We start from the raw sequence: 17,478 nt of genomic DNA, 5'->3' as shown, positions 1-17,478 counted from the left end.
TCCCTGCGCTCGGCGACGTACTCGCAGTTCATTTGTAGCTTGAGATTTTTAAGGCGTCAACGCGCAGACATTAAGATCCTTAAGTTGATCTTGAATGGCGTGGCTCAGCAGCCCGGCGGACGTGGTGACGAAGAGGCGGTGATCCGCGGCCGCGAGCGCGCTCACGGGGGAGCGGACGGGGATCACCGCCACGCACCGGAACGCCTCCGCCCCCGTCGCCCGTCCTCCTCTGTCTCTCTCCCACAGGCGCACCGTACGGTCCTTGCTCCCACTCGCCAGCAACGTGCGCCCGCCGCCGAGCGGGAGGACACACAGCCCCGTGACCCAGTCCTGATGGCCGCCCAGCACCTGCTCGGCCGCTCCGGTGCCGGGGTCCCACAAGCGCACCGTGCCGTCGTGGCTGCCGCTGGCCAGCAGGGTCCGTCCGGCGCCGCCCGGCGGTACGGCGCACAGCGCGTTGACCCGGCCGCGGTGGCCCGGCAGTTCACGTGGCCGGTCGTCCGACCCGGTGTCCCACAGCCAGACATACGGGTCCCAGCCGGCACCGGCCAGCAGAGCGCGCCCCGGCAGATCGTCTCCCGGCAGAGCGTCCCCCGGCAGGGAGAGCGCGCACAGCGTGCGGAGCTTGCCCTTGTGCCGGGCGACGGTCCGCACGTGTCCGCCGGTCGCCGGGTCCCAGAGCCGTACGTTCGCGACGTGCTCGCCGAACCGTTCGCCGCAGGTGGCCAACAGGTGCCGCCCGTCCGCCGCCACCGGGCACACCGCGGTGAACTCCTCGGAGACGAGCTCCCCTTCGGCCGTGACGGCGTACGTCCCGGCCCCATCCGTATGCGCGTACCCGATGAGCCGGGTGTCCCGGCCCGTGACGGGGTCGTGCAGGCGGATGGTGCCGTTGTGGCTGACGGCGGCGAGGAGGCTGCGGCCCTCGACGGGCACGGCGCAGACCCCGCTGACCCACAGCTGGTTGAAATCCGCTTCCTTGCGGTCCACCACGTCCGTACGAGTGCCGAGTTCCGCGTCCCACAGCCGGACCGCTCCGTTGGTGCTCCCCGTCGCCACCAGGGTCCGGTCGCCGCCGAGCGGCACCGCGCACACCGTGGCCAACGACTCGCGCAGGTCGGGGGCTTGGGGCGGCGGCTCCGCCTCCGGATCCCACAGCCGCACCATGCCGTCGAACTTCCCGCCCCCGCTGGCGAGCAGGGCCCGGCCGGGCAGCGGCAGCGCGCAGACGCCGCCCCAGACCGGCCCGGTGTGCCCCCGCAAGGTGCGCACCAGCTCACCGCTGCCCGCGTCCCACAGCCGCAGCCCGTAGTCGCCGCCACCGACAGCGGCCAGGAGCGTGCGCCCGCCCGCCTCCACCGGGCACACGCCGAAGATCAGCCCCGCACCACCGTCGAACGCGCGCACCAGCTCACCGGTGACCGGATCCCACACCCGCACCTTGCCGTCGCTCCCACCGCTGACCAGCACCGTGCGCCCGCCCAGCGACAGCGCGCACAGCGTGTACACCGGGCCGGTGTGACCCGGGATGCCGACGGGGGCGTGGCCCGGCGCGTACAGCACGCACGTCTTTCCCCGCGTCGTGTCGGGCCGCCCGGCGAACGCGCGCACCAACCGGCCGGTGGCCGCGTCCCACAGCCGGATCGTCCCGTCGTCGCCACCTGCGGCCAGCACGGTCGCGCCGTCCAGGGAGAACGCGCACAGCCCGCGGACCGGGTGGGAGCCGTCGAACGGTTCGGTGCCGATGTCGAGGACCCGCACCTGGCGGCCGGTGCCCGGATCCCACAGCCGCACGGTGCCGTCGTCGCCACCGCTCGCCAGCAGGGTGTGATCCCCGAACGGCACCGCGCAGAGCCCGTTCACCAGCCGGCCGGTGTGCCCGGTCAGCGTGTGCGAGCGCTCACCGCTCAGCGGATTCCACACCTGTACGGCGCCGGCGGCTCCCTCGGCCCCACCGGCGGCAAGCAGCACCTCCCCGCCCACGGCCACGGCGCACAGGGCGAACACGGCAGCCCCCGGCCCACCCAGAACGAGGGTCTCCTCACCGTCGGCCGGATCCCAGACCCGTATCCGGCCGTCCTCCGTGCCCCCGGCCAGCCGCACCCCGCCGGGCAGCGACAGCGCGCACACCGCCCCGACCGCCTGGGCCCCGCCGTCGAGCTCCGCCACCTCGTCACGACGCGGACCAGCGGTCCACAACACCCTCGTCCCGTACGACACTTCCGCCCCCCGCTTCTTCGGCTTCCGACCGGCAGCGCCGAGGCTACCCAGAGCGGCGAGAACCACAGGCAGGTCACCTGCGTCTCACCCCGACCGGAGCGGAGGCGGGCAGTCGTGAGGCATTTCAGGCAAGCACTTCAAGAGCGGCGACAGCGCCGGGCCTGGCGCGGATACCTGGCCGACCTGGAGCCGTGGCTGTCCCACGCGGCGCACCACGTCGTCGTCAGGGCCCTGGTCGAGGCGCAGACGGCCCGGTCGGGGCGGGCGTTCGTCGGGGTCCAGGACGTCATCGACGAGGCCCGTCGCGATGTGCGGACCCAGGCGGCTGTCGGCACCCTGCTGGACGCGCGTGCGGAGGGGCGGGAATTCAAGGACGCACTCGACGACGCGAAGGGAGCGGCGAAGCGCGGGGAAGAGGGCGTGGGGCATGGCTCGGAGACCGTCGCGTGGGTGGCCGCGGCCGCGCTGCGCCGATCCCTGGAACGCGCCCGCGGTCCGCTCCCGCTGGACACGGACGCCTACGATCCCGCTTTCGCCTGGGCACCCTCGCCGTCGGAGTCCGAGTCCGAGTCCGAGTCCGAGTCCGAGTCCGAGTCCGAGCCCGAGTCCGAGTCCGAGTCCGAGCCCGAGTCCGAGCCCGATTCCGAGTGAAGGCGAAGGCCCCCTCGTGGCAAACCGAGGGGGCCCATCCCAGACAGGGATCCCGCGCGGTCGCCCCCGGAGCGCAGAGGCGGCCGCGCGTCCATTGCGCGCCGCCGGGGGGCCGACGCGCAAGCGGAATGGGGAACTTCGCCCTGTCCGGGTCAGGTCGTGCATGTATGCAGGAGGTCGCGTATCGAAAACGACCGATCTGCCCTCGCCCGCTTCCTTCTCTGCTTCCTTCATTGTTCCCGGATCCAAGATTCGCGCATCGATGCGGCCGTGGGGCCTCCATGCTGAGCGCGGCTCCTCGGTCAGTGCGGTCAGTGTGATCAGCGCGGTCAGCGCGGTCAGTGCGATCCGCGTGATCGGTGCGACCGGTTCGACAGGTGCGGCAAACACCTGAGGGGTCATCAAGTCCCAGACAGTGATTCACATTTGAAGGAAGCAATGATCAGTAAAACCGCCGTGGCGGTGACGTCTCTGATCTCCCTCGTGGTGCTGAGTGCGGTGATGACCGCATTGGGTCAGAACGTCGCGGCCGTGATCGCGCTCATTCCCACGATCGCGTTAGGCGTCCAGCAGATCGTGCAGGCGTACGCCGCCCATCCCCACCATCCCCACCCTCCCCACCCACCTCGCCATCCCGACCCTCCCGGAACCCCGGCAGGCGACGGGGAGCCCGAGCGGTGAACCCGCCGACGCAGCCCACCGAGCCGGGCAGACCGGGCCGCAAGCTGGGCCCCATCAGCGAGAACGCCGGTCCCACCCATCGGGCCTGGCTGGAACAGCTGCGCCAGGCGTACCAGGCGAGCGGCCTGACGCTGCAGCAGCTGGAGAACACCACCGGCTGGTCCCGCTCGAAGATCAGCGAGCTGCTGCGGGCCGCCGGCCGCTACCCCCGCTGGGAGTTCATCCGCGATCTCCTCAACGCGCTGGGCTGGCCGCTCGCCTCCGTGGAAATGCTCCGCCGCATGTGGGTGCAGGCCGCCCGCGAGGCCAACAAGCGCACGGTGTGGATAAACGACTGCGTGCTGAAGGATCTGCGGCCGGGGCAACCTCCGCTGGATTTCAGTGCGTTCCAGCATCTGCACCGGCCCGTCTATCACGCCTATACGTCGACGTTCCTGCGGCGCCCCGCCGACGCGCGCCGTGCGGTCGACGACGTGTTCAACCTTCTGCTGATCCTCTGGGACGAGGCCCTGGAGAGCGAGAACCCGGAGCGCTTCGCCTGGCAACTCCTGCGCGGAACCGTGCTGGAACGCACCCCTCAGGCGGACGGGCACCCCGCGCTCGCCGAAGCCGCCTTCGACACGCTCGCCCTGCACCGTACGGAAGGCGTCGAAGCCCGATTCCGGCAGATCGAGGAATCCCTGTCCCTGTTCGAGCAGTTGCGCCGCCTGCCGGAGGCCCAGCTCGACGTCATGGTCCTGCTCCACCTGCGCGGACAGTCAGAGACGGCGACGGCCGACGTGCTCGGCCTCTCGCTCGCCTCCGTCCGCTCCACGGCCCGGCACGCCCGGCGCAACCTGTTCTCCCGCCTCTACCCCGACCGCACCGCCCAGGAGGGACACCCCGGTGACCTCGACCATTGACCAACTCCTGCACAGAGCCCGGCTCATCGACCAGCCCGAGTGCCCCGTGCCCGTCACCGAGCGACACGCCCGCCCCCGCCCGCGACTGCCCCGCGGCGACCGGCGCCGCACGACGGGCGACTCGGAGCGCGACGCCGCCCGCGACCTGCGCACCCTGTGCGAGACCGTGGTCACCCAGACCGACGTCGACCTCCTCGGTGACTTCCTCACCCACAGCCTCATCCCCGAGCCCGACAGCGCGGTGGTGCTGGGCTGCTTCCTCCAGCTCGGCGGCTTCGAGGACGGCGCGCGCTTCTGGTGGCAGTTCGCCGCCGGAGCGGACGACAACACCGCGTCCTTCTGCCTGTACCTCCAGCACCTCTCCCTGGGTGAACTCGCCCCGGCCGCCTGGTGGCAGGACCAGACCCCCGGCGCCGCGCCCCTCGACGAACCCGCCGAACCGACCGTGCGGGACGCGCTGCCCCAGTTCACCGCGGGCGAGGCCAACCTGCCGACCACCCTGAGAATCCTGCGCAAGCTCAAGTGCCCCGAACGCCCGGGTGCCCGCACCGCACCCTGGCCCCCCTTGGTGAGAGCGGTCGTCGACTACGTGGTCGCCGCCGTCGGGTACGTGGACGACGACCTCGAACTCCCGCTCCCCGACCCGGACTTCACCGACCGCATCCGCCGCCTGAGCTGCATCGGCTCCGTCCCGGCAGATGCCTCCCCCCTGGACCCGGCACATCCGGAGCGCTCGGTGGCAGCGCGCCCCCTCCCGTCCCGCAGCCCCGGACGATCGGGCATGGGCAACAGGGAGCAACCGCAGGGACGGTGGCGCCTGGCGCTAGTGAGGCTCTGACCTCACCAACTCCACCGTCCGAGCGGCCAGTTCGGAGATCGACGCTCCGTCGAACCCGAACACCGCACTGCTCACCCGGTCCTCCAGCGGCTCCCGCCACCGCGCCGGGATCGCCGCCGCCCCGCACAGCACGCCCGCGACGGACCCCGCCGTCGCGCCGTTGGAGTCGGTGTCCAGGCCGCCGCGGACCGTGAGGGCGATCGTGCGGGTGAAGTCGCCCTCGCCGTACAGGAGTCCGGCCGTCAGGACTGCCGCGTTCGGCACCGTGTGGATCCAGCCGAGCCCCGCAGTCTCCTCCCCGAGGGTGTCGAGGGACTCCTCCCAGCTGAGCCCCGCCTCGTGCAGCGACATGGCGTGGCGCACCGTACGGGCCAGGCGGCTGCTCGCGGGGAACACCGTGAGCGAGGCGTCCAGGGCGGCACGCGGCGAGGTCGCGGTGAACGCCGCCGCGACCAGGGCCGCCGCCCACATCGCGCCGTAGACGCCGTTGCCCGTGTGGGAGAGCACGGCGTCACGGCGGGCGAGGGCGGCGGCGCGGCGCGGGGCGCCGGGGGAGGTCCAGCCGAAGACGTCGGCGCGGATGAGGGCGCCGATCCACTCCTGGTAGGGGTTGTCGTACGTGGCGGTGAGCGGGGGCTTCAGGCCGCTCGCGAGGTTGCGGTAGGCGGCGCGCTCCGCCGTGAAGGTCTGCAGGTAGGGCAGCCGCAACAGCCAGAGCTCGCCGACCTGTTCGGTGGTGAACTCGAAGCCGTGCGTCTCCAGGAGGTGCAGGCCGAGGATCGAGTAGTCCACGTCGTCGTCACGGCAACTGCCGTGCACGCGGCCGCGCACGCAGCGGCGCCACTCGGGCCGGAGCGCCGACTCGTTCTCGGGGGAGGCGGGTTCGGGCAGGTAGTCGGTGAGGGGGAGGGCGTCGGCCGCGCTGAGGTAGCGGTCGATGCGCGCCCGCGTCCAGAAGTCGCCGCGCTCGACCGGCTTCCCGAGCATGTTGCCCGCGATCCGGCCGAGCCAGCCGCCGAGGACGCGGTCGCCGAGCCCGGAGGCGTCGAGCCCGGCGCCGTCGAGCTCGGAGTCATCGAGTGCGGTCATGTGTCTGGTCTACCTCGCCGACCCGTCCCTGACTCCCCGGCAGGGCCCATCTGCCAACCCCGACTCCCCGACAGGGGCCGTCGGCTACCCCTGGCTCCCCGAATCGTCGTCCTGGCTCCGGGAGTTGGCGACCCGTCGCAGCCGGTGATGGCGCACCGGAAAACCCTGCCCGGTGATGGCGTCGCCGACCATCGCGCGCACCGCGTCCCGCAGCCCGTGCAGCGCCGCGTGCCGGGGCGGGCCCGCGCCCGGGTCCACGCGCAGCTCCTTCAGGAGCGCCCAGCACAGCAGCAGCATCACCACGACGAACGGCAGGGCCACCAGAATCGTCGCGCTCTGCAGGGAGTTGAGGCCGCCCGCGACCAGGAGCACCGCCGCGACCGCCGCCATCAGCACGCCCCAGGTGACCACCAGCCAGGTCGGCGGGTGCAGGGAGCCGCGGCTGGTGAGCGAGCCCATCACCAGGGAAGCGGAGTCGGCGCTGGTGACGAAGTACGTCATCACCAGGATCATCGCCACCCAGGAGGTGACCGTCGGCAGGGGCAGGCCGTCGAGCATCGCGAACAGCGAAGCCTCCGCGCCCTCCTTGGCCTTCTCGGCCATGTCGATCTTCCCGGTGGCGTCCAGGCGGATGCCCGTACCGCCCATGACGCAGAACCAGACGATGGTGGCGCCGCTCGGCACCAGGAGCACGCCGACGAGGAACTCGCGGATCGTGCGGCCCTTCGAGATGCGCGCGATGAACGTGCCGACGAACGGCGCCCAGGACAGCCACCACGCCCAGTAGAAGATCGTCCAGGCGCCGAGCCAGGAGCTGTCGGTGAAGGCGCCGGTGCGCGAGGCCATGGGGAGCAGCTGGTGGAGGTAGCCGCCGAGGCTCGCGGGGATCGCGTCCAGGATGTAGACGGTCGGCCCGAGGACGAAGACGAACAGCATCATCAGCGCGGCGAGCGCGAGGTTGAGCGTGCTGAGCCACTTCACGCCCCGGTGCACCCCGGAGAACGCGGAGGCGACGAAGGCGGCGCCGAGCGAGGCGATGATGATGAGTTCGAGACTCGTCGAGTCCTTGACGCCGGTGGTGAGGTGGAGACCCGTGGCGACCTGGAGCGCGCCGACGCCGAGGCTGGTCGCGGTGCCGAAGACGGTCGCGAAGACGGCGAGCAGATCGATGAACCGCCCCGGCCACCCGGCCGCCCGCCGCTCGCCGATGAGCGGCACGAACACCGAGCTGAGCCGGTTGCCGCGGCCCTTGCGGAACACCGCGTACGCGAGGGCCAGGCCCGCGATGCCGTAGATCGCCCACGGGGTGAGCGTCCAGTGGAAGAACGAGTACTCCAGGGCCGTGCGGGCGGCCCCTCCGGTGCGGGGTTCGGCGCCGCTGGACGGGGGCGGGTTCAGATAGTGCGTGAGCGGCTCCCCGACGCCGTAGAACATCAGGCCGATGCCCATTCCGGCGCTGAACATCATCGCGATCCACGCGAGGTTCGTGAACTCGGGCTCGGCGTCGTCCGCGCCCAGCCGGATCCGCCCGAACCGGCTGAAGGCGAGGACCAGGCAGAGGACCAGGAAGGTGTCCGCGGCGATCACGAAGAGCCAGGCGAAGTTGTCCAGGACCCAGCCGAGTGCGGAGCTCGAAGCGCTGTCGAAGGACTTCTTGCCGAGCGCCGCCCAGGCCACCACCGCGAGGACGGCGGCGACCCCGATGGAGACGACCGCGTAGTCGGGGGACCCGTTGAGATCACCGCCCGCCGGGTCCCCGGAGCCCGGCGGGCCGTCGTCGGGACGGGGCTGATCGATCATTTCCGTGCTCATGACGCCCCACTATGGTGCGGTAAGGGGTGATTTAACGTGCGGGCACGCCGTCCCTCCGTGAGGTCGGCCATGGGCAGGCGGCCCCTCGTGCGGTTAAGGTCGCAGCGGCGCGACTGCCTTGACGCGAGCAAGGCCCGGAAAGCAAGGGGAACCAAGGTGGCGGACGCTGCAGCGACGGCGGCGACGGCTGGGCATGTGCTCATCGCCGCGGACAAGTTCAAGGGATCGCTCACGGCCGTGCAGGTCGCGGAGCGGGTGACGGCCGGGCTCCGCCGGGTGGCCCCCCAGGTGGCCATCGAGGCCCTGCCCGTGGCCGACGGCGGCGACGGCACGGTCGCGGCGGCCCTCGCGGGCGGCTTCGAGCGCCGCGAGGTGCGGGTCACGGGCCCGCTCGGCACCGAGGTCACGGCGGCGTACGCGCTGCGCGACGGCACCGCCGTGGTGGAGATGGCCGAGGCGTCGGGCCTCCAGCTCCTGCCCGAGGGCGTCTTCGCCCCGCTCACGGCCACCACGTACGGCTCCGGCGAGCTGCTCCTGGCCGCGATCGAGGCGGGTGCGCGCACCATCGTCTTCGGCGTGGGCGGCAGCGCGACGACGGACGGCGGTGCGGGCATGCTCGCCGCGCTCGGCGCCCGCTTCCTGGACGCCGACGGCGAGCCGGTCGCCCCCGGCGGCGGCCCCCTGCGCGACGTGGCCACGGCCGACCTGTCCGGCCTTGACGCCCGCCTCAAGGACGTCGACATCGTCCTGGCCAGCGACGTCGACAACCCCCTGACCGGCCCGAAGGGCGCCCCCGCCGTCTACGGCCCGCAGAAGGGCGCCACCCCCGAGGACGTGGCGACGCTGGACGCCTCCCTCGCCCACTTCGCCCGGGTCCTCGCCGACGCCGGGGTCCCGAAGGCGGCCGAGTACGCGGAGTCCCCGGGCGCGGGCGCGGCCGGCGGCATCGGGTACGGCGCCCTCGTCGGCCTCGGCGCGAGCTTCCGCCCCGGCATCGACGTCATGCTCGACGTCCTCGGCTTCGCCCCGGCCCTGAAGAAGGCCACCCTCGTGATCACGGGCGAGGGCTCCCTCGACGAGCAGACCCTGCACGGCAAGGCCCCCGCGGGCGTCGCGGCTGCCGCACGCGCCGCGGGCATCGAGGTCGTCGCGGTCTGCGGCCGCCTCGCCCTGCCCGCCGAGGCGCTCGGCCGCGCGGGCATCCGCCGCGCGTACGCCCTCACGGAGGTGGAGCCGGACGTGGCCCGCTGCATCGCCGAGGCGGGCCCGATCCTGGAGGACGTGGCGGAGCGCATCGCGCGGGACTTCCTCGTCTGACGGGCCGATCTCCGGCAACCCACGGCAGAGCACGAAGGCCGCCACCCCGGGCCAAGGGGTGGCGGCCTTCGTCGACGCGTCGCCGCCGTGTGGGGGCGGAGTCAGCGGGCGGTCGCGGGGGCGTCGAGGCGCCGGTCGCGTCCCGCCCCGATCCCGAGCAGGGCCATGGGGACGCAGAGCGCGGCCAGGAGCAGCAGCGGCAGCGTCCACTGTCCCGTCGCGTCGTGCAGCACGCCGACGAGGAAGGGGCCGGCCGCGGCAAGGAGGTAGCCGAAGCCCTGCGCCATGCCGGACATCTCGGCCGCCCGCGTGCTGTCGGAGCTGCGCAGCACGATGACCGCGAGCGCGGTGCTGATCAGCAGGCCGCCGCCGAGCCCCTGCAGCAGCATCAAGAGGTAGGCGCCGTCGGCCGGGGCGATGACCAGCCCGAGAAGGGATGCGGCGAACAGTACGGATCCGCAGACGGCGAAGGGCACTTGGTTGCGGGTGTGGCGTACCAGGGCGGTAAAGGCGAGCGAGCCGGTGATGCCGACGAGGTTCATGAGGGAGAGCAGGAAGCCCGCTTTGGACTCGCCGATGCCGTGGCTGGTGAGGACCTCCGGGAGCCAGGCGACGCAGGAGTAGTAGACGAGTGCCTGCAGGCCCATGAACATGGTGATCTGCCAGGCCAGCCGCGAGTGCCGCAGCTTCCGACGGCCCGCGGGGTCGTCCGCCGCCTCCGCCGTGTCCACCTCGTCCAGGGTCTGCGGCGAGACCGCGATGGGAGCCGCCGCCGGGGCTTCGGTGGCCGGTGCGCGGCGCATCTGCGGCAGCCACAGCGCGAAGGCGAGCGCGGAGAAGAGCGCCCACAGGCCGACGGCCCCGCGCCAGCCCAGGCCCAGGGCGTCACCCAGGGGCAGGGTCACTCCGGCGGCGAGCGCGGCACCGGAGAACAGGGCGACCGAGTACAGGCCCATCATCAGGCCGACCTGCCGGCCGAAGTGGTGCTTGATGACGCTGGGCACCAGCACGTTGGACAGTGCCAGGGCCGCGCTGAGCACGATCGTCCCCGCGAAGAGCGCGATCAGGCCGGGCAGCAGCCGGACGGCGATGCCCACGGTCAGCAGCGCCATCATCGTGCCCAGCGCCCGCTCCCTGCCGATACGGCGGGCCAGGCGCGCGGCCAGCGGGGCGAGGAGGCCGAAGCACAGGATCGGCAGCGTGGTCAGGAGCCCGGCGGCCGAGGCGCTCAGCCCCGTGTCGGCCCGGATCGCGGCCAGCTCGGGCGAGACCGCCACGACACCGGGCCGGAGGTTGGCGCCGATGAGGAGCACACCGACGGCCAGTACGACGAGCCCCCTGTCCTTGCCGGTACGGCTCGTCTGGCTCCTGTCGGTGCGGGCCTCCTGGGCCTCCTGCCGGATCTCGCGGGTCATCGTCTGCACGTCGCTCACCTCACTCACCCATCACTGCATATGTTTGCGTAGATCTCCTATATTTGAGGCCGCGTGATCGGCTCGTATCCGGAGATCTTCGTTCAGAGTAGCCATAAATCGGGCATTTAGCGAACTAAATATGGGATCTTTGAGGAAGGTAGGATCCCAGACATACCCTTCGTGTCCACGAAAGAGGCCGCGCGTGACGACGCTGGTGCAGCAGACCATCGAGCGGATCCAACGGGCCATCGAGAGCGGCTCCTGGCCCCTCGGCGAGAAGATCCCCGCCGAGGGCCGACTGGTGGAGTCCCTCGGCGTCGGCCGCAACACCGTGCGCGAAGCGGTCCGCGCGCTCTGCCACACCGGGCTGCTCGAGGCCCGCCGGGGCGACGGGACCTATGTGCGGGCGACCAGCGACCTGAACGCCGCGCTCCAACGACGCCTGCGCCACGCCGAACTGCGTCACGTCCTGCAGGTGCGGCTCTCGCTGGAGCGGGAGGCGGCCGCCGTGGCCGCGGTCAACCGCGGCGAGGAGGACCTGGCCCGCATCCTCTCCGCCCTGCTGGCCCGCCGCAGGGCGCTGGAGGCGGACCCCGAGGGCACCGGACCCGAGTTCGTCGACCGCGACCTCGACTTCCACCGGGCCGTGGTGGCCGCCAGCGGCAACCCGCTCATGGTCGACCTCTACGAGAGCATCGCCCAGGCCGTCCGGCACAGCATCGCGTCGCTGACCGCCGGATGGCCCGGCGAAGTCCTCGGCGGCGGCACCCACGACGACCTCGCCGACGCGATCGCCCGCCGCGACCCCGAAGCCGCCGAACGGGCCGCCTGGGCCCACACCCGCGACGCGCAGGCGGCCCTCGACAAGACCGTGGGCGAGCCCCCGATACCTGGATGACACAAATCCGCGGGCTGCCGGATACGAGCCCCTGATCAGGCGGATGCGGCCCTCTCCAAGGCTTGCAGGCATGCGCGGCTCACGCCGTGTGGACCTGGGCGTGGAGAGGTGGACTTCCCGGTGAACGTCGTCGATCGGATACGTACGGCCGCGGTGGGCCGGCCGCCGCAGGGGCATCGGGCACGGGGGCGCTGGGCCCGGGGCCGGGTGGTCTGCGGGGCGGCCGCGGTGCTGGCCGTCGTCGGGGTGGGCGGCTGGGCCGGCCTCACCGGGCAGGGCCCGGACCGTGCCGCTGTCGTGTCCGGGCAGTCCGCCGTCGCCAAGCGCCTGGATCTGTCCTGGCCGCGGGAGGGCGAGGCGAGCATCGCGCTCGACGGGGTGGGCACGCTGGGCAGTTCGGGCGGGCAGAAGCCGGTGCCGATCGCGAGCGTCGCCAAGGTGATGACCGCGTACGTGATCCTCAAGGAACACCCGCTCAAGGGCGGCGAGCAGGGGCCGCGCATCGAGGTCGACGCCGCCGCGGAGCAGGAGGCGTACTCGCCCGACGAGTCCTCGGCCCCGGTCCGTGCGGGCCTGCGGCTCACCGAACGCCGGCTGCTGGAGCTGCTGCTGCTCCCGTCCGGCAACAACATCGCCCGGCTGCTGGCCCGTTGGGACGCGGGAAGCCAGCAGGCGTTCACCGCCAAGATGAACGACGCCGCCCGCGGCCTGGGGATGGACCGCACCACGTACACCGGTGCCAGCGGGTTCGAGACGACCACCAGGAGCACCGCCGACGATCAGCTCAAGCTGGCCCGCGAGGCCATGAAGGAGCCGGTGCTCCGCGCGGTCGTCGCCCAGCGCAGCACGACCGTCCCAGGGATACCGGGCCCGATCGCCAACACCAACACCCTCCTGGACAGGCCCGGAGTCATCGGCCTCAAGACCGGCTCGAGCACCCCCGCCGGGGGCAACCTCATGTGGGCCGTCGAAGTGAAGTCCGGGGGCAAGCGCCACCTCGTGCTCGGAGTCGTCCTCGGACAGCGCGCCGGGACCTCGCCCACGGAAGGGCTGCAGGCCGCGCTGGACACCAGCGGGGCGCTGATCGACGCCGTGGAGAAGCAGCTGCCCGATGCCCTTGCCGCCGCCGAAACCGGGGCGGGCGCATGACCCTGACACCTGACACCGAGGTCCTGCCGTCGCCGGTGACGCGTCGACGCGTCAGGGGGATGTGGCGGCGCGGTCGCTGGATCGCGGGCGCCGCCGTCCTCTGGGCGCTGGTCATGCTCGCCCCCTCGTGGCTGCCGAACGGATCACGCCACCTCGTCAGCCTGCTGGACACCTTCCGGCCGTGGCTGGGGGCGGGCGTTCCCGTGCTGGGCGTCCTGGCCGCGGTCCGGCGGTCCGCGACAGCCGGTGTCGCCGTGCTGGTCCCCGCCCTGGTGTGGGGCGCGCTGTTCGGGCAGGTGCTGACGGACAAGCGCACCGGCGGCGGGGACGTGACCGTGGTCAGCCACAACGTCGAGGACGGCAACCGCGACGTGCGGGGAACCGCCCGCTCCCTGGCGGCTTCGGGCGCCGGACTGATCGCCTTGGAGGAAGTGACTGCCGCCTCGGCACCGCTGTACGACAAGGTGCTGGCCGCGCGCTATCCGTACCACTCGGTGCAGGGCACCGTCGGCCTGTGGAGCACGTACCCGCTGCACGACGTGAAGCCGGTCCACGTCATGGCCTGGGGGCGTGCCCTACGGGCCACCGCCACCACGCCGAAGGGGCCGGTCGCGGTGTACGTGGCCCACCTCGCCTCGGTCCGGGTGCAGGTGAAGACGGGGTTCGCCACGGCGCAGCGCAACCAGTCGGCGAACCGCCTCGCCGCTGCCGTACGGGCCGAGCCGCTGCCCCGGGTCGTGGTGGCGGGCGACTTCAACGGCACCACCGGCGACCCGGCGCTGCGCCCGCTGACCGCACAGCTGCGATCGGCTCAGGACGAGGCGGGGAACGGCTTCGGCTTCAGCTGGCCCGCCGCGTTCCCGGTGGCCAGGATCGACCAGATCCTCACCAAGGGCCTCACCCCGGTCTCCTCCTGGACCCTGCCGCGCACCGGGAGCGATCACCTTCCGGTCGCCGCCGCCCTGCGCCTGTGAGATCACCGCAGCGGATACGGTCGACGGAACCCGAACCCCGCAGCCACCACCCGTATCGCAGCAATCCCCAGGCAACGACCTTCAGATAGCGACGCCATGCACCACCACGACAGCGACCCGCCAGGACGGCACACCATCACCAGCCCCTCCGCTCCCGTGCACCTCCTGCTGGTCGAGGACGACGAGGCGATCCGCAGATCCATCGGCATGGCCCTGGAACGCTACGGCTACCGCGTCTCGGCGGCACCCGACGGGCTGACCGGCCTGGAGATGTTCCACGCCGAGCACCCCGACCTGCTCCTGCTCGACGTGATGCTGCCCCAGCTCGACGGCATCCAACTGTGCCGCAGGATCCGCGAGACCAGCCAGGCCCCCGTCCTGATGCTGTCCGCGCGCGGCGACGCACTCGACGTGGTGGCCGGCCTGGAGGCGGGCGCCGACGACTACGTCGTCAAACCCGTCGACCCTCCCGTCCTCCTGGCACGCATCCGCACCCTCCTGCGCCGCGCCACCTACACGGCGCCCGCCGCACCGGACACCCCGGGCGACGACCTGCCGCTGCTCACCTTCCGCGACCTCACCGTCGACACCCGCGGCCTGGAAGTGCGCAGGGACGGCCAACTCCTCACGCTCACCCCCACGGAACTGCGGCTGCTGCTCGAATTCGTCGCCGCGCCCGGCATCGCCCTGGCCCGGCCCACGCTGCTGCGCGAGGTGTGGGACTACGGCTGGGAGGGCGACAGCCGGGTCGTCGACCTCGCGGTGCAGCGCCTGCGCAAGAAGATCGGCGCCGACCACATCGAGACCGTCCGTGGCTTCGGCTACAAGTTCCGGCGCTGACATGGGACACGCGACCGAGTGCGGCCGGACCGCGCTGCGCCGCCTGGCCGACCTGAGATCCCTGCGCTGGAAGATCGCCGCCGCGGTCGCCGCCGCGTCCTGCGCCATGGCCCTGGGCATCGGGCTCCTGGTGCACCAGACCAACGAGAACCGCTCCCTGCGCATCGGCCGCAGCACCGCCCTCTGCTCGCTGCAGACCGCCGAGGCCAACCACCGCGACCGGCCCTCCGACCGCTGCCCGTCGTCGGGCCCCGTCAGCAGCTACCTGACCGGCGACGAGGTACCGGACCACCTGCGTGAACTGCTCGACTCCCAGCCCGGCCCGGTGACGTGGTACGACACCGGACACCCCCTCCGGGGCCCCGAGATGTGGGCGGCCACCCGAACCGACGGCACGGTCCTGGCCGTGAGCTGGAACATGTTCGGCGACCTGCAGAGCCGCCAGGCCATGGACCGCTACATGCGGTACGCGGCCCTCGTCATGCTCGCCGTCGTCATCCCGCTCACCCTCCTCGGCGCCGAACTGGTGCTGCGCCGGCTGCGGCGCGTCGCGGGCACCGCGCGCCGCATCCGCCACGGCGAACTCGACGTACGCACGGGCAGCCGCCGCCACGACGAGATCGGCGAGATCTCCTCGGCCGTCGACCACATGGCCGACGCCCTCCAAGAGCGCCTGCGCAGCGAACAGCGCTTCACCGCCGACGTCGCCCACGAACTGCGCACCCCGCTCACCGGCCTCGTCGCCGCCGCCTCGCTGCTGCCCGAGAGCGAGGCCACCGACCTCGTACGCGACCGGGTGCGGGTCCTGCACGCCCTGGTCGACGACCTGCTGGAGATCTCCCGCCTCGACGCGGGCGCCGAACAGGCCGACGCCCAACAGGTGCCCCTGGGCGAGCTGGTGACGGAATCGGTGCGCCGCACCGGCCTCGACACCCGCATCACCATCACGGGAGACCCCGTCGCACAGACCGACCCCCGCCGCCTCGACCGGATCATCACGAACCTGGTCCTCAACGCCCACCGCCACGGCGCACAGCCCGTCGAGGTCACCGTCGACACCGACACCGTCGTGGTACGCGACCACGGCCCCGGCTTCCCCCAGGACCTCCTCGCCCACGGCCCCCAGCGCTTCCGCACCCACGCCGCCGAACGCGGCCACGGCCACGGCCTCGGCCTGACCATCGCCTTCGGCCAGGCCCACGTCATCAACGCCGACCTCACCCTCACGAACACCACCCCGCACGGCGCGACGGCCACCCTGAAGCTGCCCCACCACGAGGCGATGTAGCCACCGGCGGCCCCTCCGCCAGGTCAGCCCGTACCGCTCAGGCAGCGCCGCCACCCAGCGGCCCCGGGCACCGCAACAACCCCCGCACCCTCCGACACCCCTCCACCACACGCTCCACCTCCGCGTCCGAGAGCCCGGCGTGCAGGGAGAGCCGCACGAGCGACCGGGCGCGCGGCGTCGCGGGCGGGCAGAAGACGGAGCCGAAGACACCGTGGCGCTCCAGGGCGTCACGCAGCTCCATGGTCCGCAGGTCGGAGCCGCCCTCCAGCGCGATGATCTGGCTCCGCGAGCCGCCGACACCGACGCCCGAGGCCGTCAACTCCTCGCGTACGTACGAGGAGAGGGCCGCCAGGCGGTCACGCCGCTTTCCTGCCTCGCGCACCACGCAGAGCGTCTCGGCGAGGCCCGCGACGTCGTGCGGCTGCAGCGCCGAGCTGAAGATCGCCGGGTAGGCCGCCAGCTTGTAGTAGTCGACGAACTCGCCGTCGCAGCAGGCGATCAGGCCCGCCCGGCCCGCGAACGCCTTGGACAGGCTCGCGGTGCGGAAGTGCACCTTGTCTTCGAGGCCGAGGTCGGCCACCAGGCCCTCGCCGAGCGCGCCGTGAGTGCCGAGGGCGTGCGACTCGTCGACCACCAGGAGACAGCCCGTCTCCTGGGCGACAGAGGTGATCTCGGGAAGCGGGCAGACGCTGCCGTCGGTGCTGTAGACGGAGTCGACGAGGATCACGCCAGGTCCGGACGCGGCGATGCGGCGGCGCAGATGGGCGGGGTCGTTGTGCCGGAACCGGTGCGGTTCGGCGCCGGCCAGGCGCGCCCCTTCCCACAGCGACATATGTGCGAGCACGTCGATGTACGCGGGGGTGCCCGGGGCCGCGACCGCCTGCAGCAGGCCGGTGTTGGCCGCCCAGCCGGACTGGCACAGGATGCCTCCGGCGGCCCGCAGGTGGTGTGCGAGGTCGTTCTCCAGGCGCAGTTGGGGGTGGGTGCCCCTGAGGTAGGCCCCCGACATGAGGGTGCTGTTGCCCTCGGAGGTCAAGGTGTCGGCCATGACCTTGAGGATGCGGGGCTCGCGGGCGAGGCCGAGATAGTCGTTGCTGGAGAGGTGGATCGCCCCGGGGCCCGGCACCGATCCCTCGAAGATGTGGCGGCCCCTCCAGTCGTCGTTCAGCCGGTTCGCGTGGCGGGTCATCCGGTCGAGGAGGGCGGCGGACAGGGGGGTGGTGCTGGGCATCGTCTTCCTTGCGGCCTTCCTGGTGGCTTTCCGTGTGGCTTCCCTTGTGGAACACGGGTGTTGAAGATCCATCAGATGGGCGATGGCTGGCCCGTATCAAAGCAGAAGCGTGATCGTTTCTCCTGTACGTGATCACTGGGGCGCCCCGAGCGCGTCCCGCACGAACCGATGGG

15 protein-coding genes are annotated in these 17,478 nt (G+C 72.4%); 10 read left to right on the top strand and 5 right to left on the bottom strand.

All coding sequences use genetic code 11. The features are described from left to right. Positions 1-48: 48 nt before the first annotated feature. Positions 49-2,169 carry a WD40 repeat domain-containing protein gene (locus ACQB60_RS09410; protein ID WP_496925374.1) on the bottom strand — a complete coding sequence of 707 codons (2,121 nt, stop codon included), beginning with the start codon at positions 2,167-2,169 and terminating at the stop codon, positions 49-51. 165 nt (positions 2,170-2,334) lie between these two features. Between ACQB60_RS09410 and ACQB60_RS09405 the strand changes: the two genes are divergently transcribed. The 4 genes from ACQB60_RS09405 (at position 2,335) to ACQB60_RS09390 (ending at position 5,292) form a co-directional block, all read left to right on the top strand. After that, positions 2,335-2,871 (top strand): hypothetical protein, encoded by a 537-nt coding sequence (locus tag ACQB60_RS09405; RefSeq protein ID WP_496925373.1) that lies wholly within the window; start codon positions 2,335-2,337, stop codon positions 2,869-2,871. 438 nt (positions 2,872-3,309) lie between these two features. After that, the gene (locus tag ACQB60_RS09400) at positions 3,310-3,552 is read left to right on the top strand and encodes a hypothetical protein (protein ID WP_496925372.1); all 243 of its coding nucleotides are present in this window, start codon (positions 3,310-3,312) and stop codon (positions 3,550-3,552) included. Next, a complete protein-coding gene (locus ACQB60_RS09395; RefSeq protein WP_496925371.1) occupies positions 3,549-4,454 on the top strand; it encodes a helix-turn-helix domain-containing protein in 906 nt (301 codons plus the stop codon). Before ACQB60_RS09400 ends, ACQB60_RS09395 begins: the two co-directional genes overlap by 4 nt. After that, entirely contained in the window at positions 4,438-5,292 is an 855-nt protein-coding gene (locus ACQB60_RS09390) for a hypothetical protein (RefSeq protein ID WP_496925370.1), read from the top strand. The genes ACQB60_RS09395 and ACQB60_RS09390 overlap by 17 nt, the downstream gene beginning before the upstream one ends. On the opposite strand, the gene ACQB60_RS09385 is transcribed toward ACQB60_RS09390, so the two are convergent. Both ACQB60_RS09385 and ACQB60_RS09380 read right to left on the bottom strand, forming a co-directional pair. After that, entirely contained in the window at positions 5,278-6,381 is a 1,104-nt protein-coding gene (locus ACQB60_RS09385) for an ADP-ribosylglycohydrolase family protein (RefSeq protein WP_496925369.1), read from the bottom strand. The two genes, ACQB60_RS09390 and ACQB60_RS09385, sit on opposite strands and share 15 nt — an antisense overlap. Positions 6,382-6,465: 84 nt before the next feature. Beyond that, positions 6,466-8,193 carry a BCCT family transporter gene (locus ACQB60_RS09380; protein WP_496925368.1) on the bottom strand — a complete coding sequence of 576 codons (1,728 nt, stop codon included), beginning with the start codon at positions 8,191-8,193 and terminating at the stop codon, positions 6,466-6,468. A 156-nt stretch (positions 8,194-8,349) separates the two neighbouring features. Between ACQB60_RS09380 and ACQB60_RS09375 the strand changes: the two genes are divergently transcribed. Continuing rightward, positions 8,350-9,510 (top strand): glycerate kinase, encoded by a 1,161-nt coding sequence (locus ACQB60_RS09375; protein WP_496925367.1) that lies wholly within the window; start codon positions 8,350-8,352, stop codon positions 9,508-9,510. A gap of 101 nt (positions 9,511-9,611) precedes the next feature. On the opposite strand, the gene ACQB60_RS09370 is transcribed toward ACQB60_RS09375, so the two are convergent. Next, complete coding sequence (locus ACQB60_RS09370; RefSeq protein ID WP_496925366.1) at positions 9,612-10,952, bottom strand: CynX/NimT family MFS transporter; 1,341 nt, start codon at positions 10,950-10,952, stop codon at positions 9,612-9,614. Between the two features lie 175 nt (positions 10,953-11,127). On the opposite strand from ACQB60_RS09370, the gene ACQB60_RS09365 reads away from it, so the two are divergent. From ACQB60_RS09365 to ACQB60_RS09345, 5 genes are all read left to right on the top strand, one after another. Next, the gene (locus ACQB60_RS09365) at positions 11,128-11,823 is read left to right on the top strand and encodes a FadR/GntR family transcriptional regulator (protein ID WP_496925365.1); all 696 of its coding nucleotides are present in this window, start codon (positions 11,128-11,130) and stop codon (positions 11,821-11,823) included. A gap of 120 nt (positions 11,824-11,943) precedes the next feature. Beyond that, a complete protein-coding gene (locus tag ACQB60_RS09360; protein ID WP_496925364.1) occupies positions 11,944-12,972 on the top strand; it encodes a D-alanyl-D-alanine carboxypeptidase family protein in 1,029 nt (342 codons plus the stop codon). Between the two features lie 59 nt (positions 12,973-13,031). After that, positions 13,032-13,946 (top strand): endonuclease/exonuclease/phosphatase family protein, encoded by a 915-nt coding sequence (locus ACQB60_RS09355; RefSeq protein WP_496925659.1) that lies wholly within the window; start codon positions 13,032-13,034, stop codon positions 13,944-13,946. Between the two features lie 96 nt (positions 13,947-14,042). Then, positions 14,043-14,786: a two-component system response regulator CseB gene (gene cseB / locus ACQB60_RS09350; protein ID WP_496925363.1), complete on the top strand. Its 744-nt coding sequence runs from the start codon at positions 14,043-14,045 to the stop codon at positions 14,784-14,786. Between the two features lies 1 nt (position 14,787). Further along, positions 14,788-16,074: a sensor histidine kinase gene (locus tag ACQB60_RS09345; protein WP_496925362.1), complete on the top strand. Its 1,287-nt coding sequence runs from the start codon at positions 14,788-14,790 to the stop codon at positions 16,072-16,074. 37 nt (positions 16,075-16,111) lie between these two features. On the opposite strand, the gene cqsA is transcribed toward ACQB60_RS09345, so the two are convergent. Continuing rightward, on the bottom strand, positions 16,112-17,377 hold the full coding sequence (cqsA, locus tag ACQB60_RS09340; protein ID WP_496925361.1) for an alpha-hydroxyketone-type quorum-sensing autoinducer synthase: 1,266 nt from the start codon (positions 17,375-17,377) through the stop codon (positions 16,112-16,114). Positions 17,378-17,478: the final 101 nt, after the last annotated feature.

The organism is Streptomyces odontotermitis, assembly GCF_050510915.1.
Lineage (GTDB): Bacteria > Actinomycetota > Actinomycetes > Streptomycetales > Streptomycetaceae > Streptomyces.
Note: the sequence above shows the minus strand (reverse complement) of the source record. Positions and strands in the feature narration are given on the sequence as shown.